This window comes from Rhizobium phaseoli (genome assembly GCF_010668805.1).
Taxonomy (GTDB): domain Bacteria; phylum Pseudomonadota; class Alphaproteobacteria; order Rhizobiales; family Rhizobiaceae; genus Rhizobium; species Rhizobium phaseoli_A.
On record NZ_WUFT01000007.1, the window covers coordinates 275,680 to 299,871 of the forward strand.

The following is a 24,192-nucleotide window of genomic DNA, read 5'->3' on the forward strand; positions in this document are numbered from 1 at the left end:
TATTCTCCCGTTAACTTGGAGAACGGTCCGACACGGCATGGGTTCCATTAAAGAACAGCAGCCGGGTTTTCATTCTGATCGTGGAGAAAATGGTACGGTTGGGGGGTCTCGAACCTCCGACCTCAGGTGCCACAAACCTGCGCTCTAACCAACTGAGCTACAACCGCATAAATCGCGCTTGGCGCGACGGGGGTCACATACGAGGACTTGGCGATGAATTCAAGCCCCATTCCGCGTCAATATAGAAAAAGGCTGGACGTGGGGTCCAGCCTTTTGTCTTCGATCGAAAAGACCGATCAGGCAACCTTGAAAGAAGCCATGGCCTTTTCGGCTGCTTCCTTGGAAGGCTTTGCCAGCTTTTCGGCAACCTGCTTGGTGGTTTCCTGTATCGACTTCGCCTGTTCGACGGTCAGCTCAGCCTGCTTGCGGATGAACGAGGTCTGCAGCTCGAAGAATTCGGCGGCGGACTTGACGCCGAGCAGCGCTTCGAAGTGCGACAGCGAGTTCTCGGAATTGACGCGCAGAATGTCGATCGCCTTCAGGCCGAGTTCGACGGTGCCGGCCTGTGCGGTCTGCACGGTGGCTTCGAGCGTCTTGCCGGCTTCTTCGCCAGCGGTCTTCAGCTTGGCATAGGCGTCCTTCGACTGCTGAGCGCCCTTTTCGGCGAATTCACGGAAGGATTCCGAGAACTTGGACGGGTCGAAAGAAGCGATTGAAAAAACGTCGTCGGTCTTTATGGTAGCCATGGGTCGCATCCTTTGGGCTGAGGCAGTCGCTGCCTGCAATAGTTGGGATGATGCTTATATAAGACATTTCATTGTGCATTGCAACATTTATTGTGCGATGCACAAGACGTTAACCTTGCCGGCCGAAAACCCCCTCCTCTTCTGGACCCGCATGCGCCCCGCAGTTATTAATAAGCCGTTAATTTAAGAAGGCCGACAGCGACAAGGTTTGATCATGCCCGCAGTCCAATATCCGTTCATCGATATCGCCGTGCATGCACGGGTGCGGGAACGATTTTCACGCGGCGAGGCCATGGTGCTGTTTTCGGCCGACCTTGCCCGCCTGCTCTGGGCGAACGGGGCGGGTGCCGAACTTTTCGGCCATTCGGCCGTCTATGATCTGCTGGACCAGGGTGTCGACCGCACCGACATTACCTTCCGCCAGCTGGAAACAGCCGCGCGCCAGCTTGCCGATATCGGTGACTCCAGAAGCCTGATGATCCGCGTTGCCAAGGGTTTCCAGCGCGTGCAGGTGCAGGCGGCGGCCGAACTGATCCGGCTTTCCTCAGGCGAAAAGGCCGTGCTGTTTTCGGTGCCGGTCTCGGCAAAGCCGCTCACTTCAGGCGCCTCGGCGGCCCAGATGCTGCAGGGGCTTGATGATCCCGACACGCATATGGCGGTGATCGGCGCCAACGGCGACGTCATCGCCGCCTCGCCCGGTTTTGCCTCGCTGGGAATTTCCGAGCAGACGGCAAAAACCTTGATCAACCTTGCCGGCGCGCATCCCGACCGGCTGGTGAAGCGACCCGTTGCCACCGGCAGAGGCAATCTTCCGGCAGCCGTCGGCAAGCTCAGCGACGAGCCGGCGCTCAATCTGCTGTTTGCGGTGGAGACCGCGATCGGCCATCTCGACCCGGTCGACGTACCCGCGCCCGAACCGATCGAGGCGCCCAGGCTCAGCTCGGTCGATACGCCCGCGCTCGACGCGCTCGATGCGCCCGCGCAGGAAGACAGCGTGCCATCGGCCGAACAGCCCGGCGACGAGCCGGTTGCCACCGCAGGCTTTACCGAAATCATCGAGGCAGTCTCGGGGATCGAGGACGTCGAGGAAACGCTCGAGGAAATTACCGGTGAAAATGAACTGCCGGCTGAGACGCCAGCGGCATCCGCAGACGAGGTGGCTGACGAGACCGATCTCGCCGGGCATCAGGAGCCGGAAAACGACGGCGGCGTTATCGACCGCAGCGCGGATGAGGCCGATGAGCCGGCCGCGATCATCGAGGACGACCTGACCGCCGTCACGGAGACGGTGGAAACTGCGGCGACGGCGGAAGCGCCTGTCGAAGCCATCGAAGTGCTTGCCGAAGATGGGCAGGAAGCGGTTCACGAAGAGCCCGTCCTTGCAACGCCTGTGGTCCCCGACCCCTCCCCCATCCCTGAGCTTGCGGCTGAGCCCGGCTTCGTCTTCAGGCCGAACAGCCGCGCCACCCGCTTCGTCTGGAAGATCGATGCAGAGGGCCGTTTCAACGAGGTCAGCCACGAATTTGCCGATGCGGTCGGTCCGCATGCATCCGACATTATCGGTTCTGCCTTGGGCGATATCGCCGCCCTCTTCAATCTCGATCCCGATGGCAAGCTTGCCGAGGCGCTCGCCCGCCGCGACACATGGTCGGGCAAAACGATCCTCTGGCCGGTCGAAGGCACCAGTCTCGTCGTGCCGGTCGATCTGGCGGCGCTGCCGACCTATACCCGCAACCGCGACTTCGACGGTTTCCGCGGTTTCGGCGTCGTCCGGCTTTCCGATGCGCAGGAAGATCCGCTGGCACTCGGCCTGACACTCGGCCCTGACGGTATCGGCCATGATGCGGCCAGCCTCGGCCCGGTGGCCGAGACCATTGCCGAGGTGGAACACGCCGTGCCGGCAGTGGATGAAGAGGCGGTGATCGAACCCGTCCTGACGGAGGAGGTCGAGGACCAGGCGCTTGCGGCAACCGAGCCGCAGACCGAGACGGAGCCAGCGGCGGAAGAGATTGCCGCCGAGCAGGCGTCCATTGAGCGGGAGTCAGGCGAGCAGGCGTCTGGCGAGCCGGTTTTCCAGGAAAGTGTTGCGGAAGCCGCCGACGATATCGCCGATGCCCGTGATGTCTCCGCCGCCGAACCGGCAGCGGAACCTTCCGACGAGCCGCCGGCGCTTCGCATTTCGGAAACGCCCAATCGCCGTTTCTCCGACAAGATCGTGCAGCTCCACAATAGCAGCGCCGGGCTGACGGCCGCCGAGCAGGCCAATTTCCGCGAAATCGCCAAGCGTCTCGAGGCCTTCGGCGCCAGCAAGGACGAACCGGCTGCGCCGGCGCCGATCGAACCTGTGACCGAAACGGCCAGCTTCGAGGAGGCTTCCGAACCCGAAGAACTTACGGCAGAAACGGCCGGTGCCGACACGGTGGAATCACCCTCGCTGGAGGAGATCGCGCCGCAGGAAGCGATTTTCGAGAATGCCGTCGAGGCGCAGAGCGAAGACGATATCGACGCCGAGGAGCCCGCTGTTATCGCCGAGGACGAGGCGACGGAGGGGCTGGAGGAGACGGTCAGCCAGATCGAGGTTCTGACAAGCTTCATCCCGCCGCGCATCAAGATGACCGACGGGCTTTCGGTTGGAACGGTCGACCAGCTGCCGGTTGCCGTGCTCATCCATGTCGGCGATGCATTGATCCATGCCAATCCGGAATTCATGCGGCTGACCGGTTATGCAACGCTCGACGCGTTGCGCGAGGTTGGCGGCATCGAAGCGCTGCTGCAGCGGCGGGAACTCGAGGAGAAGGCCGCAGGCACCGGCACCATGATGCTGGTCAAGGCCGACGACAGGCTGGTTCCGGTGACCGCGCGGCTGCAATCGGTGCGCTGGGAAGACGCCAACGCCCTGATGCTGGCGCTGATGCCGGTGGAAGCCAAGGATGATAGCCGCAGCGAGACAAATCGCTCCGAGGGCCGCTCGGAAGGCCGGTCCGAAGCGCGTCCCGAGCGGATGGTCGAAAAGGTGGCCAAGCTTCAGGTCGAGGTGGAGGAACTGCGCTCGATCCTGGAAACGGCGACCGACGGCGTCGTCGTCATCGGCACCGAGGGCGATATTCGCTCGATGAACCGGTCGGCCAGCGCGCTTTTCAATTATGATGAGCAGGAGACGCGCGGCAAACCCTTCGTCATGCTGTTTGCCCATGAGAGCCAAAAGGCTGTGCTCGACTATCTCCACGGCCTGTCGGGCCATGGCGTTGCCAGTGTGTTGAACGACGGGCGCGAAGTGATCGGCCGCGAGGCCGCCGGCGGCTTCGTGCCGCTGTTCATGACGATGGGCCATCTCACCTCCTCCAACGGCTATTGCGCCGTTATCCGCGATATCACCCAGTGGAAGCGCACCGAGGACGAGTTGCGCAACGCCAAGGGTGCGGCCGAAACCGCCAACGCCCACAAGACCGATTTCCTTGCCCGCGTCAGCCACGAGATCCGCACGCCGCTCAACGCCATCATCGGCTTTTCCGACATGATGGCCGGCGAGCGCTTCGGGCCGATCGGCCATCCGCGTTATATTGAATATGCCAACGACATCGGCCGTTCCGGCAGGCACGTGCTGGATATCGTCAACGACCTGCTCGACATTTCGAAGATCGAGGCAGGCGAGATGGATCTCGATTTTGCCGCCGTCGGTCTTAACGAGGCAGTCTCCGAGGCCGTGGCGCTGGTCCAGCCGCAGGCAAACGGCCAGCGCGTCATCATCCGAACGGCGCTGTCGCAGGCGGTGCCAGAGGTCGTGGCGGATCTGCGCTCGATCAAGCAGATCGCCCTCAACATCCTGTCGAACGCCATCCGCTTCACCCCATCAGGTGGGCAGATCGTCGTTTCCACCTCCTATGAGGCCAATGGCAGCGTCGTGCTCAGGGTCCGTGATACCGGCATCGGCATGACGCGCAGCGAACTCGACCAGGCGATGAAGCCGTTCCGGCAGGTTTCCTCGACCCAATCGCGCCATCGCGGCGACGGCACCGGGCTCGGCCTGCCGCTGACCAAGGCGATGGTCGATGCCAACCGGGCGGTGTTTTCGATCAATTCGGCGCCGAACGAAGGTACGCTCGTCGAGATCACCTTCCCGTCGCAGCGGGTGCTGGCAGGTTGAGCCATAAAGAAAAGGCAGCCGAGGGCTGCCTTGAATTTGGTGCTGTTCAACAAGATCTCAGTCGATCACCATCATCGAAAGCCCGAAGGCTCCAGGCCGCCTCGTTCATGTACGGCCCCCAAGTTAGCTTTAGATTTGACAAACCTTTCTTAACGAAAGGTTTCCATGACAGTGCATGGATCAGTGGCAAAAGCTTGTAAACGTCCGATCCGCCATCAATCCCTGAGCTCCTCCAGCCCCGCGAAGAGCTGCAACGCTTCGGGATTGGCGAGCGCTTCCTGGTTCTTCACCGGCCTGTTGTGAACGACTTCGCGCACCGCAAGCTCGACGATCTTGCCTGATTTGGTGCGGGGAATATCGGCGACCGCGATGATCTTTGCCGGCACGTGCCGCGGCGAGGCGCCGGTGCGTATCCGCGTCTTGATCGCCTTGACCAGATCATCGCTCAGCGCCACGCCGGCGGCAAGACGAACGAAGAGGATGACGCGCACATCGTCGTCCCACTCCTGGCCGATGCAGAGCGCCTCGGCCACCTCGTCCAGCTGCTCGACCTGATTGTAGATCTCGGCAGTGCCGATGCGCACGCCGCCGGGATTGAGCGTCGCATCCGAACGGCCGTGAATGATCAGGCCGCCATGCTCCGTCCATTCGGCAAAATCGCCGTGGCACCAGACATTGTCGAACCGGTCGAAATAGGCGGCGCGATATTTGACGCCGTCGGGATCGTTCCAGAACATCACCGGCATCGACGGGAAGGCCTTGGTGCAGACGAGTTCACCCTTTTCGCCGCGCACCGGTCTGCCGTCATCGTTCCAGACGTCGACCGCAAGACCGAGGCCCGCCCCCTGGATCTCACCGCGCCAAACCGGCTGCAGCGGATTGCCGAGCACGAAGCAGGAGACAATATCGGTGCCGCCGGAGATCGAGGCAAGCTGCACATCCGCCTTGATGCCCTCGTAGACGAAGGTGAACCCCTCAGGCGACAGCGGCGAACCGGTCGAGGTCATCAGCCGAAGGCTGGAGAGATCATGGCTCTTGCGCGGCGTCAGGCCGCTTTTGCGCACCGCATCGATGTATTTCGCCGAGGTGCCGAAGATTGCGAATTTTTCGGCCTCGGCATAGTCGAACAGCACGTTGCCATCGGGCGCAAACGGCGAGCCGTCGAACAGGCAGAGCGTTGCGCCGCTGGCAAGGCCGCTGACCAGCCAGTTCCACATCATCCAGCCGCAGGTGGTGAAGTAGAACAGCTTCTCGCCCGCCTGCAGGCCGCAATGCAGCCGCTGCTCCTTGAGATGCTGCAACAGCGTGCCGCCGGCCGAATGCACGATGCATTTCGGCACGCCTGTGGTGCCTGAGGAAAACAGGATGTAAAGCGGATGGGAAAAGGCAAGCGGCGTGAACTCGACCTCCCTTGCCGCATAGGGCGCGACAAAGGCCTCCAGCGTCGAAGCGCCAGGCGTTTTGCCAACGACTGCTTCCGCATCGCCGGCATAGTGGACGACGACCGTGGGTACATCAAGGCTTTTGGCGACGGTTGCGACCTTGGCGCCGACATCCTGCAGCTTGCCGGAATACCAATAGGCATCGCAGGCGATGAACAGCTTCGGGCCGATCTGGCCGAAGCGGTCGAGCACGCCCTGCTCGCCGAAATCCGGAGAGCAGGACGACCAGATGGCGCCGATCGAGGCGGCGGCCAGCATGGCGGCGACGGTCTCCGGCATGTTCGGCATCATCGCGGCGATGCGGTCGCCCTCACCGATGCCGCGTGCCTTGAAGGCCTGTTGGAGCTTCGAGACCAGCGCCCGCAGCCGATCCCACGACCAACGATCCCCGGCCTTGTCTTCGCCGCGGAAGACGATGGCATCGCCCTCGCCGCGGCCGGCCAGCAGGTTCTCGGCGAAGTTCAGCGTTGCATCGGGAAAGAAGCGGGCTTCCAGCATGCGGTCGCCATTGGCAAGCACCTCTGCGCCGCGCTCTCCCTTGACGCCGCAGAAATCCCAGACGGCCGACCAGAATTTCTCCCGCTCGGCCACCGACCAGGCATGCAGATCCTCAAAGCCGGAAAGCGAAAGCCCGAAATCGGCATTGCAGCGCGCCATGAAGGCATGGATCGGGCTTGTTGCAACGGCATCCGCCGAGGGCACCCAAAGTGGTCTGTTATCCTGCATTCAATCCTCCTCCCCGATGCCGTCTTATATCATGCTGCATTGCATTATAAAGTCCGGAACCGACGCATCCTAGCCTACGCATTCAGAACGACGATGCGTCGTTTCGAAGTGCTGCAGCGTCCTTTGCATGGCTGAAAAGATGCGCGGCGCTGTAGGGGATTTGCATATGCCCGATATTTCCTATATCCGCGAAACCAGCGCATAACGGAATGACCGGCGGAATTGCCGGCGGAGATCATGAGCACGTCAAGACATCGCAGGTGGCGCAGGAAGATCGGACCCGTTTCGCGCTGGCTTCCGGCCTTCGCCCGGCTGTCGACAGTCTTTCTGCTGATCGCGCTGGCGCTGTTCGTGGCGCTGCGGGTTGCCGCACCCTATCTCATTTCGACCGGTTTCGTGCGCTCGGGCATCGAGGACGCGTTGTCGAAATGGACGGGCTATCATGCCGAGATCAAAGGTAGTCCGGTTCTGGAATTCTGGCCGACGCCGCGCATCACGCTGAACCAGATCACCATCCGCCAGCCGCGCAAAAGCGGCGACAAGCTGCTCGGCAGCATTGACAGCCTGTCGGCCGATTTCAGCCTCATCGATGCGCTGAGAGGCCGCACCAGCTTTCACGAATTCCACCTGCTGCGCCCCAACCTGGCGCTGACGCGCGACGAGAATGGGCTGATCGACTGGAGTTATGCCGGCCTGCTCGCCCGCGCAATCAGCGGCGTGCGCACCGAAAACGGCGCCGAGGTGCTCGATCCGGATCTCGATGCCGAGATCGGCGCGGTAACGGTCGAAGACGGCGCGCTCACGGTGACCGACATCAAGACCGGCAAGGCCTATCATTTCGACAGCGTCACCGCAGATATCGCCTGGCCGAGGCTATCGGGCGCGATCTCGGCGGTCGTTATCGCCCGCATCAATGGCGAGGACCTGAAGGTTGATTTCGCCTCGCGCCAGCCGCTGCTCGCCTTTGCCGGCAGGAATGCCGAGACACGGACGTCGCTGACATCGAACCTGCTGACGGCGCACTTCCAGGGGATTGCCAGCATCGCCAGCCTTTCGGCCCTTTCCGGCAATATCACCGCCAGCATTCCCGATATGCCCGCACTTCTCACATGGTCGGGCAAATCGATCCCCGGCATCGCAACCCTGAAGAGCGCCTCGCTCGAATCCGACATCATGTCGTCGGGCAATGGGCTCCGCTTCAACAATCTCAGCCTGTCGCTGAACGAAGCGAGTGCCACCGGGGTGATGGACCTTTTCACCCAACCCGGCAAACGGCCGAAGATCGGCGGCACGCTCGCCTTCGACGAGATGAACCTCAAGCCGTTTCTCGATGCCTTCGCGCTCAGGCTCGCCGCCGGCGAGGCGGAGGAGATATCCGCCGGTATAAGCGGGCCGCTGCGACTGCTCGATGTCGACGTCAGGCTTTCGGCGCGGCGCGCGCAGATGGGCCTGTTCGAGCTTTCCGATGTCGGCGCCAGCATGATCGTTGCCGGCGGCGAAGCGAAATTCGATATTGGTGACAGCCGGTTCGAAGGCGGCGAGATGACCGCGCATCTGGAAGCGACCCAGCGCGACTTCGACGGTGGCGGCAAGCTGCAGCTGTCGATCCGCGATGCCGACTTCGCAGCCCTTGCCGAGCGCCTGCAGCTCAAGGGGCCGCTGCCGCTGGCGACTGGATCGCTCGATCTCGACCTGCAGTCACCAAAGGCGATCTGGACGACCGGCCTTGCCGACGTCACCGGCAGGCTGCGCTTCTGGACACGGGAAGGCACGATCCCCGGCATCGATACCGCAGCCCTCAGGACCCAGGCAGCCGAAAAACCGTTCTTCCCGCTGAGCGCGGCAACAGGCGGCGGATTCGCTTTCAACCAGTTGAACCTTCAGGCCGATTTCGCCAACGGCTCCGCAGAGATGCACGACGCCCAGATCGCCGGCACGGCCGAGACGCTGACGCTTTCCGGCGTCATCACCTATCAGTCGAATGGGCTGGCGCTTTCCGGATCGCTCGAGTCAACCGACCCGGCCAAGGCGGCGGAGCTGCCGCTTCTGCCGTTTTTCATCGGCGGCTCGTGGCCGAACCCGGTGATCTCACCGGTTCCGCTTCTCGGCACCACACCCCACGCGCCATAATCCGTTTTCTTCGAATCAGGCGCCGGCCGCCGCCGCACGCTCGTCCCGCTGGCGCTGGATTTCCCGGCGCTTGGTGACGATCGAGGCGCAGATGACGCCGACCGCGACGATGGCGATCAGGATCGTGCACACGGCGTTGATCTCCGGCGTCACGCCGAGGCGAACCTGGCTGTAGATTCGCATCGGCAGCGTGGTGGCGCCCGGCCCCGAGGTGAAACTCGCGATCACCAGATCGTCGAGCGACAGGGTGAAGGCAAGGATCCAGCCGGAGAGCACCGCCGGCGCGATGATCGGCAAGGTGATCTCAAAAAAGGTGCGCACCGGCGGCGCGCCGAGATCCTGCGCCGCTTCCTCGATCGAATGATCGAAGCTCAACAGCCGCGACTGCACGACGACGGCGACGAAGCACATGGTGAGCGTCGTATGCGCCAGTGTGATCGTCCAGAAGCCGCGGTCGAAGCCGATTGCGACGAAGAGCAGCAGCAGCGACAGGCCGGTGATGACGTCGGGCATGACAAGCGGCGCGTAGATCATGCCCGAAAACAGCATGCGGCCGCGAAAGCGCGTGTAGCGCACCAGCGTCAGCGCCGCCATCGTGCCGAGGATGGTCGCAAACGTCGCCGACAGCAGCCCGACGCGTAACGTCACCCAGGCAGCGTCAAGCAAAGCCTGATTGCTCATAAACGAGACATACCATTTCGTCGAGAAGCCGCCCCAGACAGTGACGAGCTTGGATTCGTTGAAGGAGAAAATCACCAGAAGCACAATCGGCAGATAGAGGAAGGCAAAGCCGAGTGTGACGGAGACGATGTTAAAACGGGTCCATTTCAGCATGGCTTATTTCCCCCGCTCTTCGGCCTTGGCCTGAACATTCTGGAAGAAGACGATCGGGATCACCAGGATCAGCAAAAGGATGGTCGCCACCGCCGAGGAGACCGGCCAGTCGCGGTTTGAATTGAACTCATTCCATAGCGTCTTGCCGATCATCAGCGTCTGCGACCCGCCGAGCAGATCAGGAATAACGAATTCGCCGACGGCCGGGATGAAGACCAGCATGCAACCGGCCACCACGCCGGGGATCGACAGCGGGAAGGTGACACGCCAGAAAGCCCGGATCGGCGTGCAGCCAAGATCCTGGGCAGCCTCGATCAGCGTGCCGTCCATCTTCTCGAGCGCCGAATAAAGTGGCAGCACCATGAAGGGCAGATAGGAATAGACGATGCCGATATAGACGGCGGTATTGGTGTTGAGCATGATCAGCGGCGTGTCGATAAGGTGCAGCGACAGGAGAAGCTGGTTGAGAAGCCCTTCCGGCTTCAGGATCGCGATCCAGGAATAAACGCGGATCAGGAAGCTCGTCCAGAAGGGCAGGATGACCAGCATCACCAAGGTCGGGCGCAGGCCACGGGGCGCCTGCGCCATGCCGTAGGCGATCGGGTAGGCGATCAGCAGCGTCAGGAAGGTAGAAATCCCGGCGATCACCACGCTCGAGACATAGGCGTTGAAATAGAGCGGGTCGTCGGTGAGGTAGGTGTAGTTGTCGAAGGAGAGATCGCCGATCTTGCTCCAGAGGCCGGCCCAGCCGTCGGTGAAAGAGAAGACGGGCTCATAGGGCGGCATGGCGATCGCCGTCGTCGATACCGAAATACGGAAGACGATGAAGAACGGCGCCAGAAAGAAGAGCAGCAGCCAAGCATAAGGGATGACGATGACCAGGCGATTGTAGAGGCCGGACGTGAGCTTGCCCATGATCTCAATCCTTCAGCAGGACGCCGGCGTTCTCGTCGAACGAGATCCAGACTTCCTGGTCGTAGGTGAAGGGGTCGTCGACGGAGCGCTGCGCATTGAGGGACGAGGCCTTGACGACCTTGCCGCTCTGCAATTTCACATGGAAGACGGTCATGTCGCCGAGATAGGCGATGTCCCAGAGTTCGCCGCTGGCGGCGTTGACCGAAGCGTTGGCCGGCGCCTGACGGGTAACCCGCATCTTTTCCGGCCGGATGGCGAAGCCGGCGGCGCTGCCTGCCGAGGCTGTTTCGGCAGCGGCGACACGCACGCTGAAGCCGCTATCGACTGATAACTCGACGGTGCCGTTGCCCGATGAGGCGACCTTTCCGTCGAAAATGTTCACGTCGCCAATGAAATCCGCAACGAAACGGCAATTCGGCGCCTCGTAGATCTCCGCCGGCGTCGCCACCTGCACGACCTTGCCGTGGCTCATGACGGCGATACGATCGGCCATGGTCATCGCCTCTTCCTGGTCGTGGGTGACGACGACGAAGGTGAGGCCAAGGCTCTGCTGCAGGTCCATCAACTCGAACTGGGTTTCCTCGCGCAGCTTCTTGTCAAGCGCGCCGAGCGGTTCGTCGAGCAGCAGCACCTTGGGGCGCTTGGCGAGCGAGCGGGCCAGCGCCACGCGCTGGCGCTGGCCGCCGGAAAGCTGGTTCGGCTTGCGGGAGGCAAACTGCTCGAGCTTGACGAGCTTCAGCATCTGCAAGACGCGCTCAGTTATCTCGTCCTTCGCCATGCCATCCTGTTTCAGGCCGAAGGCAATGTTCTTCTCGACCGTCATGTGCGGAAAGAGCGCATAGGACTGGAACATCATGTTGACCGGCCGCTTGTAAGGCGGCGTACCGGCCATGTTCGTGCCGTCGAGCACGATTTCGCCGGAGGTCGGCTGCTCGAAGCCGGCAAGCATGCGCAGCAGCGTCGACTTGCCGCAGCCGGAGGCGCCAAGCAGTGCAAAGAACTCGCGGTGATAGATATCAAGCGACAGGTTATCGACGGCGATGAAATCGCCGAAACGCTTGGTGACATTCTTGATTGATATGAAGGGCTTGGCGGACGGATCGGTCCAAGGTGCGAAAGAGCGGCGAATATTGCCTAAAGACTTCATATTGTTCCCCGAAAATACATTCTTTGCTTTAGTTCTCGGCTTTTGTTCCCGGTTTCTCCCGGCCGGGATCGTCAAAAAAAGGCCCGGACGTTTCCGTCCGGGCCGTGATCAAATCATTGGCCGGTGACCACGGTGGTCCATAGCCGCGTCACGAGCCGCTGTGTCTTCGGATCGAGCGGCGGCACGGTGAAGAGTTTCGCCATTACCTCGGGCGTCGGATAGATCGCCGTGTCCTCGATAACTTCCTTATCAAGGAACTGCTGCGAGGCCTTGTTGCCGTTGGCATAGAAGACGAAGTTCGAGGCCTTGGCGACGACTTCAGGCTTCATCATGTAGTTGATGAATTCATGGGCTTCCGCCACATGCGGCGCATCCTTCGGAATGCCGAAGACGTCAAAGAAGATCTGGGCGCCCTGGGACGGGACCGAATAATCCACCACGACGCCGGCATTTGCTTCCTTAGCGCGGTCGCGGGCCTGGAACATGTCGCCGGAATAACCGAGCGCTATGCAGATATCGCCGTTCGCAAGGGCGCTGATATATTCCGAGGAATGGAACTTGCGCACGAAGGGACGAACCGCAACGAGGACCTCCTGCGCCTTCTTCAGATCGGCGGGATCGGTGCTGTTGGGATTGAGTCCGAGATAGGCGAGCACGGAGGGCACGACGTCGGTCGGGGAATCCAGCATATAGATGCCGCAATCCTTCAGTTTCGCAGCCTTCGCGGGATCGAACAACGCATCCCAATTGGGCTTGTCGTCGGTTCCAAGTGCGGCCTTGACCTTGTCGACATTGTAGCCGATGCCCGTCGTGCCCCACATGTAGTCGACGCTGTATTCATTGCCGGGATCGAAGGAGGCGACACCCTTCATGATGACGTCCCACATGTTGACGAGGTTCGGCAGCTTAGACTTGTCGAGCTTCTGGTAGACGCCGGCGGCGATCTGACGCTGCATGAAGGAGACCGTGGGAACGACGACGTCGTAACCCGAACCGCCGGCCAGGAGCTTGGTTTCCAGCGTCTCGTTGGAATCGAAAGTGTCGTAGACGACCTTGATGCCGGTTTCCTTGGTGAAATCCTCGAGGATGGAACTGTCGATATAATCCGACCAGTTGTAGACGTTGACCACACGCTCCTGGGCAAAGGCCGGAGCGGCAGCAAGGAGTGCGGCAACGGCGGCGGCCGTCACGCATAGAATATTTGACCTCATGACTTCTCCTGTTTGTTCGAAGATTCCGCACCCCCGGACATCTTTTCCCTCTGGTTTTGTCCGCAGACTAAGAAGGATTTTCACAGCCCACAAGCGCAAAATCCTGAGCCCTCAATGATTTCACAATCACTGGAAGTCGAAGGCGCTAAGCCCCGCCACCATCTCGTCGAGCCCGAGCGGTCTGGTCACCGGCGGCTCGGCGCGGGAAAGGCAGCCGCGCCGCTCGCAAAGGCGACAGGCCGGACCGATCTCGACCGCATCGAGCGCCGTCGCCTGGCCATAGACCAGAGCCTCGCCGAGGGCGGCGTCACAGCCGATCAGGATCGCCGTGCGCCTCAGTCTTTCGCCGAATTCGACGCTCGGACCCTCCAGGCTGCGGGCGACCGTCAGGAAGGACGCGCCATCCGGCATGACCACCTTTTCGGCCAGGATCTGGCCCGGCTGCAGGAAGGCGGCGTGGATGTTGAGCTTCGGACAGCCGCCGCCGAAACGGGCCTGCGGAAAGCCCTGGGCACCCGCCCGGCGCAGCCTGTGGCCCGCGGCATCGATCTCGATCACGAAGAAAGGGGTGGCGGCCGCGCCTGGCCGCTGCAGCATCGTCAACCGGGCGGCGGCATGGCCGAAGGAGACGCCGAAGCGCGCCCTGAGAATATCGATATCGTAACGCGTCGTCTTCGCCGCCGACAGAAAGGCTTCGTAGGGCATGGCGAGCGCCAAGGCGGCGATGCGGGCAAGCTCGAAGCGGGCGATGCGGCGCGCCTCGGCGGAGGAGAGCGAGAGATCATCGAGTTCGGCATCGATGGCCGGCAGCAAAGCCAGGGTCGCCGCCTCGACAGCGATCTCGTGCGCGCGGTCTGCCGGTGACAGGCGTTCCGAGATGAAAAGCCGCATCGAATGGCGATCGAAACGGCGGCGCAGATCCGGCATGACGTGGACGGGCAGCACCCGCACGGCGATGCCGCGCTCGGCCCGCAGCCAGTCCTTGAGCCCGACGGAAAGATCGAGGCCGCCGGGGAGCGTCGCGGCAAAGGCTTCCGCCGCCGTCTCGATCCGTCCGAAATAGGCAGACCCGCGCTCCAGCGTCTCGCGCACCTCGTCGAGCGGCAACCGGCCGGCGGCGACAGGTGCGTGGCCTTCGGCGGCCATCAGCGCCGTCAGATCGGACAGCCTTGCCGCCTGCTCGCGATAGGCTCGGTAGAGCTTGATCATGCCGCTTGCGGCATTGGGTGCAGCCTCGGCCACCTCGACCAATTCCTGGTCGCCCGGCAATTCGCCCGAAAGCAGCGGATCGGCAAAGACTTCCTTGAGCTGGCCGAGACTGCCGCCGGTCTGCCCGCGCAACTCCTCTAGGTCGACCCGATAAACGCTTGCAAGCTTGAGAAGGAGCTGCACCGTCAGCGGCCGCTGGTTGCGCTCGATCAGATTCAAATAGGACGGCGATATTTCAAGGGCTTCGGCCATGGCGGTCTGGGTCAGTGCCAGCGCATTGCGGATGCGCCTGACTTTCGGGCCTGCGAATATCTTCCGTTCCGCCATGGCACACCCTTTGACAAGGCAGAAGCGCTTTATTTACAAACTTTTACAAATTCACAGCGCTACTCTGTCAATCCTCGTCATCTTAACCTCTTTCCGCCCCGGAAATCAAAGGTTTTTCTGGCCATCTCGCGTCATATTGTCAAACTTGTCATCAGCACCCTTTTTTTCAGACTTCTTAGCGAGGAGAACAGCATGACGGATTTTTACAAGCTTGTACCAAACACAACGGCGAGTCGGTTCGACGGCATCGAGAGGCCCTATTCGGCCGATGACGTGCAGCGACTCAGAGGTTCGGTAGCGCTCCGCCATACGCTGGCCGAATTGGGGGCGGACCGGTTGTGGCGGCTGCTGCATCAGGAGGATTTCGTCAATGCGCTCGGCGCGCTTTCCGGCAACCAGGCCATGCAGATGGTGCGCGCCGGGCTGAAGGCGATCTATCTCTCCGGCTGGCAGGTGGCCGCCGACGCCAACACGGCATCGGCGATGTATCCCGATCAGTCGCTCTATCCCGCCAATGCCGGGCCGGAGCTTGCCAAACGCATCAACCGCACGCTGCAGCGCGCCGATCAGATCGAGACTGCAGAAGCCCAGGGGCTTTCGGTCGAGACCTGGTTTGCGCCGATCGTTGCCGATGCGGAGGCGGGCTTCGGCGGACCGCTCAACGCCTTCGAAATCATGAAGGCCTATATCGAGGCGGGTGCGGCCGGCGTCCACTTCGAGGACCAGCTCGCCTCGGAGAAGAAATGCGGCCATCTCGGCGGCAAGGTGCTGATCCCGACCGCCGCCCACATCCGCAATCTCGACGCCGCCCGGCTTGCCGCCGACGTCATGGGGGTTGCGACGCTGGTGATTGCCCGTACCGACGCAGAAGCGGCGAAACTGCTGACATCCGATATCGATGAACGCGACCAGCCCTTCGTCGATTATGATGCCGGGCGCACGGTCGAGGGCTTTTATCAGGTCAGAAACGGCATCGAGCCCTGCATCGCCCGGGCTGTGGCCTATGCGCCGCATTGCGATCTCATCTGGTGCGAGACCTCGAAACCGGATCTCGATCAGGCGCGGCGTTTTGCCGAAGGCGTGCACAAGGTCTATCCCGGCAAGCTGCTTGCCTATAATTGCTCGCCGTCCTTCAACTGGAAGAAGAACCTCGACGAGGCGACGATCGCACGGTTCCAGCGCGAACTCGGGGCGATGGGCTACAAGTTCCAGTTCATCACGCTCGCCGGCTTCCACCAGTTGAACTTCGGAATGTACGAGCTGGCACGCGGCTACCGGCAGCGGCAGATGTCGGCCTATTCCGAGCTGCAGCAGGCGGAATTCGCCGCCGAGGTCAACGGCTATACCGCCACCAAACACCAGCGCGAGGTCGGCACCGGCTATTTCGACGCCGTGTCGCTCGCCATCACCGGCGGCCGGTCGTCGACCACGGCAATGCACGGCTCGACTGAACAGGCGCAGTTCAAACCGGCTGCGGAATAGAGCGAAGAGGAGAAGAAGATCATGGCATCCATTTCACGCGTCCGGGAACGGGCCGAGGAGCAATCGACCAGCATGAGCGAGGATCAGCAGACGACGATCCGCATGCTCGCCAACGACCTGCATCGGCTGAACCAATCGGTCATGAAAGCCGTCGAGGCCGGCGTCTCGGTCGAGCTGGTGCGCTCGGCCCGCCATCACGGCGGCGACGGCAACTGGGGCGACCTGCTGATCCCCGTCGTCGTCACCAACCGGCATTGAGGAGAGCGTCCGCGCATCCTGGAAAGGGCGCGGGCGCTTCAAAATCCGTCAGCCGCGGCTCGGCCGTTTTCCGGCGAAGAGATCGGCATAACTTGGGATCAGCTTGGTCATGCGGTCGGCGACGGTGCGGATCTCCGGGCGATGGCGATCCTCGGCGTTCATGACGATCCATTGGGCGTGGCGCAATTCCGGCAACTCACCGCCCTGGCGCTGCAATTCAGGGTCGAGATCGCCGACAAAACAGGGAAGCACGGCCTTGCCGGCGCCGGCGCGCACCAGATCCGGCAGCGACCGCGGCCGATTGACCGTGGCGACGATCCCGGTTGCGGCATGGGCGTGCGGCCAGCGCAGATAAGCCGATATCGCCTCCTCCTCGGCAACGGCAATCCAGCGCTCATCGGTCTCGGCGGCGTTGCGTCTGACATAGACCGCATAGGCCACCTCGCCGAGCCGGCGGGCGGCGAGATTGGCCTCCTCCGGCTCGAAGGCGCGAATGCCGATATCACTTTCACGATAGGCAAGGCTTGCCCGCGCCTCGCCAATGGTGAGCGAAATGGCAAAGCCGTCGCCCGGCATCCGGATGGCGGCGAAATTCTCCGTCAGCAGCCAGGCAACCCAGGTGCCGGCGGCAATCCGGACAGTCGTACCGCCCTCGCCCGATTGCCGCCAGGCCTCCACCTTGCGGGCGGCGGCCTCCATCTCCTGAAGGTGGTCGAGCAGCGTCTGGCCATCCTGAGTCAGGCGGTAACCGGTCTGACTGCGCGAAAACAAGGCGCGGCCGACCTCCTGTTCGAGATCGAGCATGCGCCGGCCGACGGTCGCGGGGCTCAGCCCGCTTGCCGTGCTCGCCCCGGTCAAGCCGCCGAGCCGGGCGACCTGCAGGAAAAGCTGATAGGCATCCCAATTCGCGTTTTTCATGGGTGAAAAACATAGCGAGGTTTTCCCTGTTTATGAAGAGATATTCGATGCCTAAATCAGGAGATGTCTTCTACAGAAAGGACATCGCCATGATCGACTTGATCACCATCGCAGGCACCCAGGGATATCGGCACACTTGCAGGCCGGGCAAAGGCAAGACCGACGAGGATCGGTTCTACGCCGAGTTCGGAGACAGCGGCCTCGTCAACTTCGCCGCCTGGCTCACCTCGCTCGATCTCAATCTCAGATTACGCCGCAAGGCGGCGGCGCAATCCGGCGGCAGCTGCGGCTACGCTCCTCAGGCGACCTTCCTTGCCACCAGATGAGCGGCGGCCGGCTCGGCGATGATGCGGAAGCGGTCGATCAGCGTCATCAGCGTATCGGCCTCGCCGGCAAGCAGCCGGCTTGCCTGGGTGGTCTCGGCCACCATCGAGGCGTTCTTCTGGGTCATCTGGTCCATGGCGTTCACCGAACCGTTGACCTCCTGAAGTGCTGCGGACTGATCGCGGCTTGCGGTGGCGATGGTCTCGACATGGCCGCTGATTGCGATGATCTCCTGGCTGATCGAGGCAAGGACGCTGCCGGTCTTCTGGACCAGTTCGGAGCCCACCGTCACCTCCCGGCTGGATGTCTCGATCAGCGACTTGATCTCGCGGGCCGCATCGGCCGAACGCTGGGCGAGTTCGCGGACCTCCTGGGCGACGACGGCAAAACCCTTGCCTGCCTCGCCGGCGCGGGCCGCCTCGATGCCGGCGTTCAGCGCCAGAAGATTGGTCTGGAAGGCGATATCGTCGATCACCTCGATGATCTGCTCGATGCGCTGCGAAGCCTCTTCGATGCGATCCATGGCGGCGACAGCATCACCGACGACGGCGCCGGAATTGTCGGCCGTCTTTTTGGTCGCGGCGACGACATGGTTGGCTTCGCGGGCACGCTCGGCCGACGAGCGAACCGTGACGGTGATCTCCTCGACCGCGGCTGCGGTCTCCTCGAGGCTTGCCGCCTGCGCCTCTGTGCGCTTCGAGAGCTCACTTGCTGAAACGGAGACGGCGCCGCTGTTGCGCTGGATGGTCGAGGCGCTGTCGCGGATACCGGACAGCGTGTCCTGGAGCCGCAGGAGGGAGGCGTTGAAATCGACGCGCAGTTGCTCCAGCCGGCCGACGAAGGGCGTGCCGATCGTTTGCGAGACATCGCCCTGCGACAGGCGTCCGAGGCCGGCGGCAAGCTGGTTGACGGCAAAGTCGATCTGGCCGTCGAGCGAGCGCTTATCGGCATCGTTCCTGGCGCGTTCGGCATCGCTCAAGGCGCGCTGTTCGGCAGCCTGCGTTTCCAGGTCGCGCCGGGCGCGGGCGCTGTCGCGGAAAAGCGCCAAGGCACGGCCGATGTCGCCGAACTCGTTCTTCTTCTCTACACAGGGGATGGCTTCGTCGAGATTGCCCGAGGAAATCGCGTGAACGCTCGCGGTCAGCGCCTGCAGAGGCTTCACCGACAGGCGGATGGCATAGAAGGCGAGAACACCGACAATGAGCATGACGATGGCGCCGACGCCGAGAACCAGCATCTGCAGCTCATACATGCGCTGGTAATAGACTTCCATCGGAATGCCGATGAAAAGAATGCCGATATTGGCGCTCGATTTGTTCTTGATCGGGAAATAGCCGGTCATGAATTTGCGGCCGAAAAGCTCGGCCTGGCCGTAATAGGCCTCGCCCCTGGCGAGAACCGGCTGAGCGGGATGCTCGGCGATGAGTTTGGTGCCGACGGCGCGGTCGCCGTTTTCCTTTTTGACGTTGGTGGAGATGCGGACGTAGTCGCCGCCCTGCTTCTGGAAGATCGTGGCAACGCCGGCGATCGACTGCGCGGTCCGGTCGACCAGCGAGTGATCGGCAAGGGCCGGAATGGCGTCTTCCGTGACTGTCGAGAGCTGGTTGTCCTTCAGCTCGACCCTGGCGCCCTGATCGGCCGCGCCGTAGAGGACGGCCATGGTGCGGGTTGCATCCCGGGCATCGGCAACGGCGCCGTCCATGACATAACGGCTCAAATTATAATAGGTGACGCCGACAATGGCGGCAGTGCTGATCGCCAGCAAAAACAGCGTGATCGCAACGATCTGGCGGACGATCGACGTGGAAAAAAGGCGCAGCATCAAAACCCCCGGCAGAAGACCGGGGCTAAATTAGACGAAAAGCGTTAAGGAAAATTTTCTGTAAATCAGGGCCACTGCCTGCCCCTATATGACGCGAAAACGGCCCCGGAAGCCAGGGCCGTTCTGTTGAAGATGGGAGCGACGATCAGGCGGCGCGGTAGACCGGTGCGGCACCTGCCTCGCCATCGATCTTGAACTGCTGGATGAGGCGCCGCAGCGAACCCGCCTCGTCGGCCAGTTCGCGGCTGGCGGCTGTCGTCTCTTCCACCATGGCGGCGTTCTGCTGCGTCATCTGGTCCATCTGATTGACCGTGGCGTTGACGCTCTGCAGTGCATTGGACTGGTCGTGGCTGGCGCGAGCGATCATCTCGACATGCTGGCTGATCGTGACAATCTGAGCGCTGATCTTGGCAAGCACCGTGCCGGTCTCCTGCACGAATTGCGAGCCGGAGCTGACCTCGTTGGTCGACTTGTTGATCAGGCCCTTGATCTCCTGCGCCGCGGCGGCGGAGCGCTGGGCCAGTTCGCGGACTTCCATCGCGACGACTGCAAAGCCCTTGCCGGCTTCACCGGCGCGGGCCGCCTCGATGCCGGCATTGAGCGCCAGCAAGTTGGTCTGGAAGGCAATCTCGTCGATGACGCCGATGATCTGCTCGATCTGGCGCGAGGCCTCCTCGATGCGGCCCATCGCGTCGATCGCGTTGCTGACGACGACGGCGGAATCGTCGGCGCTGCGCTTGGCCTGGCGAACGATCTGGTCGGCATCCTTGGCGCGTTCGGCCGACGAGCGGACCGTAACGGTGATCTCGTCGACGGCGGCGGCGGTCTCTTCCAGCGAGGCAGCCTGCTGTTCGGTGCGCTTGGAGAGATCCTCTGCCGACTGGGCCATCTGGTTGCCATTGCCCTGGATCAGTTCGACATTGTCGCGGATCTGGCTCATCGTCGCCTGCAGGCGCATCATCGAGCCGTTGAAATCCTGGCGCAGCTGTTCGAGACGACCGATGAAGGGTGTCTCGATCGTCGTCGAGATATCGCCCTGCGACATGCGTTCGAGGCCGGCAGCGAGCGCGTTGACGGCAAATTCGATCTGGCGATCCATCTCGCGCTTGTCGGCGTCGTTGCGCTGGCGCTCATGTTCGGCAGCGGCGCGTTCCTCGTCGCTCTGCTCTTCGATGCGGATTTTCGAGATGGCGTTTTCCTTGAAGATGCCGAGCGCGCGGGCCATGTCGCCGATTTCATCGTGACGCTGCTCGCCGGAGATGCTGGTCTCCAGCGCGCCTTCGGCGATGCGGCGCATGGCGGCGGTGATCTGGCTGATCGGGCGCTGCAGCGTCAGAACCAGGGCGATGCCGCCGAGGATCGACAGGAGGATGCCAAGACCGGTGGTGATGACGGAGATGCCGTTTGCCTGGGTGCGCTCGGTACCGGCCGTCTGCTTCTGCAGCTCGGCGAAATCGGTCAGCTTCGTCCAGATATGGTCGAGCTCCTGGCGGGCAGCGGCATAGGCGGTGACGCGCTCGCCGATCGTATCGACGATCTTCGAGCCGCCGCCGGAGATGGCGTCAAGTGCCGGCTGGATTGCGCCGGATATGCCTTCGGCAAAGCCCATACCCTTGGCGCTGGTGATCAGCACCTGCATGTCCTTGCCGAGCGTGCCGGCCTGCTGCTGCAGGCGCACGAGATTGTCCTTGCTCGAGTTGGCGAGGAAATCGGAAAGCACGATCTGCAGCGCATAGACGGAATTTTCGAGGCGCCTTGTATCCTGAAGGACGGAGTTGGTCTGGCCGATGCGGCCCTCGAGCTCGGCGAAACGCTGTGTCGCCTCACGCATCTTCTGCGTCGCGGTCAGCTGCGTATAGGTCGAGGTCTGGCGGAAGCGCGACACGAGACGGCCGAGTTCGGCGATGTTCTCGTCGGTCGGAGCGGGCATCGCCGCGATCGCCTTGATACTGTCGATGGTCGCGGCCAGGGCGTCAATGACGTTCTTCTGATTGGTCGGAACCGAGATGGCGATCAGCCGCTGGGATTTGACGATCGCAGGCATCTGTTCGTTGATGTAGGCGATCTTCTCCTGCGGCGTCTGCGGCTTGCTGTAGCCGCTGGCGACCGTGCCGAGGAAATCGCCGCCCTTCAGCAGGCGGTCGGCGGTGCGCAAGGTGATGGTGGCGGCACCCTCGTCGTTCTGAAGCGCCGTCTGCAATTCCTCGGCCTGGTAGGAAACCGTGAAGCGGGTGCTGATCAGGCTCTTCTGCGCCGCGTCGATCTGCTCATGCAGTGCCTGCTCCTGCTCATGCAGGCCCCAGAGCTTGCCCACCACGCCTGATATGTCCTTGGTGCGGCGCGACGCTTCGGCCAGGCTATCGCGGCCGGCGGCCTCTTCACCGACCTGGTTCAACGTCGCATCGAGCACGCCCTGCTGGGTCGTCAGATCCGCAAGCAGCTTGTCGCGTGCCTGCTGGCTGGTGACGCGCAGGAAATCGTCCATCGAACCGTAGAGATCCTTGAAGCCGCTCAGCGACTGCAGCACGCTGTTGGATATTTCCATGCGGCCCTGAAGCAGCCCCGAAGCGTAAAGGCCCGTCAGGCCCACCGCCGAAATGGTGACGACGAAAGGCAGAACGAAGATCAGAACCTTCGTCTTGATCCTGAAGCGGGAAAGAATCTTGTCAATCAACATGGCGTTCCGGGCCTTTCATGCACCACTCCTCCCGCAGGCGGCCATTTGGCGCCAGCCGAGTACACATCGAGCTGTTCTTAGTTACATCGGGAACCCGGAAAGCCAGGCGGCAGTCATTGCCGGTTCATGTCCAAACAACTTGGAAATGCCCAAATAATCGCGGGCAATTGTGTCAGATTAGATATTAATTTTCGGATAAGCGGTTGCGGCGGATTAAGCCAAGACGGTGAAATAGTTGAAATTTTGTAAGCAACGAGGCTGCAGGCCGGCGACATTCGCGCCGCGACGTTCGTTACAGGCCTGAAGACAGGATCAGAGGAAGTGCGAGGAGAGCAGCGCGAGGCTGGCGGCGGTGGCGCCGGCTGCCAGCATCAGATAACGCAGGGTGACCATCCGGGCGTTCGGCTTCGCCTGGGCAATTGCGATGGCGCGGGCGCGTCGTGTGTTTCTGGTCATGCTGGAAACCTCACTTCTGTCTGACACAACAATCCAACAAAACGGCTTGCTGGTAAAGCTTATTTAGGAAGAGCTTTGCAGATCGCCAATTGAGACAGGATGGCGCACCTCTCTTAAGAAGTCTTGAATCGGTATTACCTGCATTTATGCATATTCGCCGGCGGCAAATCCGGAGGCCCAGGCCCATTGGAAATTATAGCCGCCGAGCCAGCCGGTGACGTCGACGCATTCGCCGATGAAGTAAAGCCCGGGTACGGCCTTGGCCTCCATGCTGCGGGAATCGAGCGCTGCCGTATCGATACCGCCGAGCGTCACTTCGGCGGTGCGGTAACCTTCCGAGCCGGACGGCTTGACCGCAAAGTTCTGGGCTCCAGCGGCAAGGCGCAGCAGCGCCTTGTCGGGCAGGTCGGCCATATTGCCGGAGATTTTCTCACGCTCGACGAGATATTGGGCCAGCCGTTTCGGCAGTATGTCCCCAAGCGCCGTCTGCGGCGACTGGCGGCCATTGCGCTGCTTTGCCGTCTTCAGATGTGCTGCAATGTCGATATCCGGTTCGATCGAAACGACGATCTCGTCGCCTTCGCGCCAGTAGGAGGAGATCTGCAGGATGGCGGGGCCGCTGAGACCCCGATGGGTGAACAGCAGCGCTTCGCGGAAGGCGGTCCTGCCATGGCGGATTTCGGCCGGGGCGGAAATGCCGGCGAGCGGGGTAATGGCCTCGAGCAGGCCAGGATCGAGCGTCAGCGGCACGAGGCCGGGGCGGGTTTCAAGCACGGGAAGACCGAATTGCTCGGCGAGACGATAGGCAAAGCCGGTGGCGCCCATCTTCGGGATCGACTTGCCGCCGGTGGCGACGATCAGCGTCGATGCTTCAAAGCTATCGTCACCGGTCTTGACCCGAAAACCCGCCTCCACCTTTTCGACGCCTGATATCTCGGTGCCGAGATGCAACTGCACGCCGGCGCTGCGCATCTCGGCGAGCAGCATGCGAATGACGTCTTTGGCGCTATCGTCGCAGAAAAGCTGACCCAGCGTCTTTTCGTGCCAGGCAATGCCGTGCCGGTCGACCATGGCGATGAAATCGGCGGGCGTGAAACGGGCGAGCGCCGACTTGCAGAAATGCGGGTTGGCGGAGAGGAAATTCTTCGGTCCGGCATGGATATTGGTGAAATTGCAGCGGCCGCCGCCCGATATGCGGATTTTCTCGCCGGGCGCCCTTGCATGGTCGAGGATCGCGACCGAGCGGCCGCGCTTTCCGGCCCGAATGGCCGCCATCATGCCCGCCGCCCCGGCGCCGATGACGATGACGTCGCTTTTGCGCTGCAAACCCGTTTCCCCGATCAAGACAGCGTCTTCTTTTTCCATCAAAGGGCGAAAGTCAACGTTCTCAACCTCTCGCCAATTGGCAAAGTCCGGTTATGATG

The 24,192-nt window shown here is 62.1% G+C and carries 17 protein-coding genes and 1 tRNA gene; 5 read left to right on the top strand and 13 right to left on the bottom strand.

Annotated features, from left to right (window positions below):
- Positions 1–90: 90 nt before the first annotated feature.
- Both GR197_RS13440 and GR197_RS13445 read right to left on the bottom strand, forming a co-directional pair.
- Positions 91–167 (bottom strand) — tRNA-His (locus GR197_RS13440).
- Positions 168–296: 129 nt separating this feature from the next.
- Complete coding sequence (locus tag GR197_RS13445; RefSeq protein WP_164010182.1) at positions 297–746, bottom strand: phasin family protein; 450 nt, start codon at positions 744–746, stop codon at positions 297–299.
- A 214-nt stretch (positions 747–960) separates the two neighbouring features.
- Here GR197_RS13445 and GR197_RS13450 point away from each other — a divergent pair, with 214 nt between their 5' ends.
- A complete protein-coding gene (locus tag GR197_RS13450) occupies positions 961–4,890 on the top strand; it encodes a sensor histidine kinase (RefSeq protein WP_164010184.1) in 3,930 nt (1,309 codons plus the stop codon).
- Between the two features lie 215 nt (positions 4,891–5,105).
- On the opposite strand, the gene GR197_RS13455 is transcribed toward GR197_RS13450, so the two are convergent.
- Complete coding sequence (locus GR197_RS13455) at positions 5,106–7,058, bottom strand: acetoacetate--CoA ligase (RefSeq protein ID WP_164010186.1); 1,953 nt, start codon at positions 7,056–7,058, stop codon at positions 5,106–5,108.
- Positions 7,059–7,295: 237 nt separating this feature from the next.
- Between GR197_RS13455 and GR197_RS13460 the strand changes: the two genes are divergently transcribed.
- Positions 7,296–9,188, top strand: a complete 1,893-nt coding sequence (locus GR197_RS13460; protein WP_164010188.1) for an AsmA family protein — start codon at positions 7,296–7,298, stop codon at positions 9,186–9,188.
- Positions 9,189–9,203: 15 nt separating this feature from the next.
- On the opposite strand, the gene GR197_RS13465 is transcribed toward GR197_RS13460, so the two are convergent.
- The 5 genes from GR197_RS13465 to GR197_RS13485 all read right to left on the bottom strand — a co-directional run bounded on the left by GR197_RS13465 (position 9,204) and on the right by GR197_RS13485 (position 14,831).
- Positions 9,204–10,022 (bottom strand): ABC transporter permease, encoded by an 819-nt coding sequence (locus GR197_RS13465; RefSeq protein WP_164010190.1) that lies wholly within the window; start codon positions 10,020–10,022, stop codon positions 9,204–9,206.
- 3 nt (positions 10,023–10,025) lie between these two features.
- Positions 10,026–10,937, bottom strand: coding sequence for an ABC transporter permease subunit (locus GR197_RS13470; RefSeq protein WP_164010192.1), 912 nt, complete (start codon positions 10,935–10,937; stop codon positions 10,026–10,028).
- Positions 10,938–10,941: 4 nt separating this feature from the next.
- The gene (locus GR197_RS13475) at positions 10,942–12,084 is read right to left on the bottom strand and encodes an ABC transporter ATP-binding protein (protein WP_164010194.1); all 1,143 of its coding nucleotides are present in this window, start codon (positions 12,082–12,084) and stop codon (positions 10,942–10,944) included.
- A 113-nt stretch (positions 12,085–12,197) separates the two neighbouring features.
- Positions 12,198–13,295 (bottom strand): polyamine ABC transporter substrate-binding protein, encoded by a 1,098-nt coding sequence (locus GR197_RS13480; RefSeq protein ID WP_164010196.1) that lies wholly within the window; start codon positions 13,293–13,295, stop codon positions 12,198–12,200.
- A 126-nt stretch (positions 13,296–13,421) separates the two neighbouring features.
- Positions 13,422–14,831, bottom strand: coding sequence for a helix-turn-helix domain-containing protein (locus GR197_RS13485; RefSeq protein ID WP_164010198.1), 1,410 nt, complete (start codon positions 14,829–14,831; stop codon positions 13,422–13,424).
- Between the two features lie 192 nt (positions 14,832–15,023).
- On the opposite strand from GR197_RS13485, the gene aceA reads away from it, so the two are divergent.
- Positions 15,024–16,313, top strand: coding sequence for an isocitrate lyase (gene aceA / locus GR197_RS13490; protein WP_164010200.1), 1,290 nt, complete (start codon positions 15,024–15,026; stop codon positions 16,311–16,313).
- 21 nt (positions 16,314–16,334) lie between these two features.
- Positions 16,335–16,571 carry an SMc00767 family acetate metabolism repressor gene (locus GR197_RS13495; RefSeq protein WP_003584324.1) on the top strand — a complete coding sequence of 79 codons (237 nt, stop codon included), beginning with the start codon at positions 16,335–16,337 and terminating at the stop codon, positions 16,569–16,571.
- Between the two features lie 48 nt (positions 16,572–16,619).
- Here GR197_RS13495 and GR197_RS13500 read toward each other — a convergent pair whose 3' ends face one another.
- The gene (locus GR197_RS13500; protein ID WP_164010202.1) at positions 16,620–17,489 is read right to left on the bottom strand and encodes a LysR family transcriptional regulator; all 870 of its coding nucleotides are present in this window, start codon (positions 17,487–17,489) and stop codon (positions 16,620–16,622) included.
- Between the two features lie 89 nt (positions 17,490–17,578).
- On the opposite strand from GR197_RS13500, the gene GR197_RS13505 reads away from it, so the two are divergent.
- Entirely contained in the window at positions 17,579–17,815 is a 237-nt protein-coding gene (locus tag GR197_RS13505) for a hypothetical protein (protein WP_164010259.1), read from the top strand.
- On the opposite strand, the gene GR197_RS13510 is transcribed toward GR197_RS13505, so the two are convergent.
- The 4 genes from GR197_RS13510 to GR197_RS13520 form a co-directional block, all read right to left on the bottom strand.
- Positions 17,788–19,635, bottom strand: coding sequence for a methyl-accepting chemotaxis protein (locus GR197_RS13510; RefSeq protein ID WP_164010204.1), 1,848 nt, complete (start codon positions 19,633–19,635; stop codon positions 17,788–17,790). The two genes, GR197_RS13505 and GR197_RS13510, sit on opposite strands and share 28 nt — an antisense overlap.
- A gap of 145 nt (positions 19,636–19,780) precedes the next feature.
- Complete coding sequence (locus GR197_RS13515; protein ID WP_164010206.1) at positions 19,781–22,312, bottom strand: methyl-accepting chemotaxis protein; 2,532 nt, start codon at positions 22,310–22,312, stop codon at positions 19,781–19,783.
- 312 nt (positions 22,313–22,624) lie between these two features.
- The gene (locus GR197_RS31990; RefSeq protein ID WP_204330187.1) at positions 22,625–22,768 is read right to left on the bottom strand and encodes a hypothetical protein; all 144 of its coding nucleotides are present in this window, start codon (positions 22,766–22,768) and stop codon (positions 22,625–22,627) included.
- Positions 22,769–22,912: 144 nt separating this feature from the next.
- Entirely contained in the window at positions 22,913–24,133 is a 1,221-nt protein-coding gene (locus tag GR197_RS13520; protein ID WP_164010209.1) for an NAD(P)/FAD-dependent oxidoreductase, read from the bottom strand.
- Between the last annotated feature and the right edge of the window lie 59 nt (positions 24,134–24,192).

What these genes read in the sequence shown, in the direction of transcription:
- GR197_RS13510 (WP_164010204.1), bottom strand. Translation starts at nt 19,635, where the DNA reads ATGCTGCGCCTTTTTTCCACGTCGATCGTCCGCCAGATCGTTGCGATC.
- aceA (WP_164010200.1), top strand. Translation starts at nt 15,024, where the DNA reads ATGACGGATTTTTACAAGCTTGTACCAAACACAACGGCGAGTCGGTTC.
- GR197_RS31990 (WP_204330187.1), bottom strand. Translation starts at nt 22,768, where the DNA reads ATGACCAGAAACACACGACGCGCCCGCGCCATCGCAATTGCCCAGGCG.
- GR197_RS13460 (WP_164010188.1), top strand. Translation starts at nt 7,296, where the DNA reads ATGAGCACGTCAAGACATCGCAGGTGGCGCAGGAAGATCGGACCCGTT.
- GR197_RS13470 (WP_164010192.1), bottom strand. Translation starts at nt 10,937, where the DNA reads ATGGGCAAGCTCACGTCCGGCCTCTACAATCGCCTGGTCATCGTCATC.
- GR197_RS13515 (WP_164010206.1), bottom strand. Translation starts at nt 22,312, where the DNA reads ATGTTGATTGACAAGATTCTTTCCCGCTTCAGGATCAAGACGAAGGTT.
- GR197_RS13500 (WP_164010202.1), bottom strand. Translation starts at nt 17,489, where the DNA reads ATGAAAAACGCGAATTGGGATGCCTATCAGCTTTTCCTGCAGGTCGCC.
- GR197_RS13480 (WP_164010196.1), bottom strand. Translation starts at nt 13,295, where the DNA reads ATGAGGTCAAATATTCTATGCGTGACGGCCGCCGCCGTTGCCGCACTC.
- GR197_RS13465 (WP_164010190.1), bottom strand. Translation starts at nt 10,022, where the DNA reads ATGCTGAAATGGACCCGTTTTAACATCGTCTCCGTCACACTCGGCTTT.
- GR197_RS13485 (WP_164010198.1), bottom strand. Translation starts at nt 14,831, where the DNA reads ATGGCGGAACGGAAGATATTCGCAGGCCCGAAAGTCAGGCGCATCCGC.
- GR197_RS13505 (WP_164010259.1), top strand. Translation starts at nt 17,579, where the DNA reads ATGATCGACTTGATCACCATCGCAGGCACCCAGGGATATCGGCACACT.
- GR197_RS13445 (WP_164010182.1), bottom strand. Translation starts at nt 746, where the DNA reads ATGGCTACCATAAAGACCGACGACGTTTTTTCAATCGCTTCTTTCGAC.
- GR197_RS13495 (WP_003584324.1), top strand. Translation starts at nt 16,335, where the DNA reads ATGGCATCCATTTCACGCGTCCGGGAACGGGCCGAGGAGCAATCGACC.
- GR197_RS13450 (WP_164010184.1), top strand. Translation starts at nt 961, where the DNA reads ATGCCCGCAGTCCAATATCCGTTCATCGATATCGCCGTGCATGCACGG.
- GR197_RS13475 (WP_164010194.1), bottom strand. Translation starts at nt 12,084, where the DNA reads ATGAAGTCTTTAGGCAATATTCGCCGCTCTTTCGCACCTTGGACCGAT.
- GR197_RS13455 (WP_164010186.1), bottom strand. Translation starts at nt 7,058, where the DNA reads ATGCAGGATAACAGACCACTTTGGGTGCCCTCGGCGGATGCCGTTGCA.
- GR197_RS13520 (WP_164010209.1), bottom strand. Translation starts at nt 24,133, where the DNA reads ATGGAAAAAGAAGACGCTGTCTTGATCGGGGAAACGGGTTTGCAGCGC.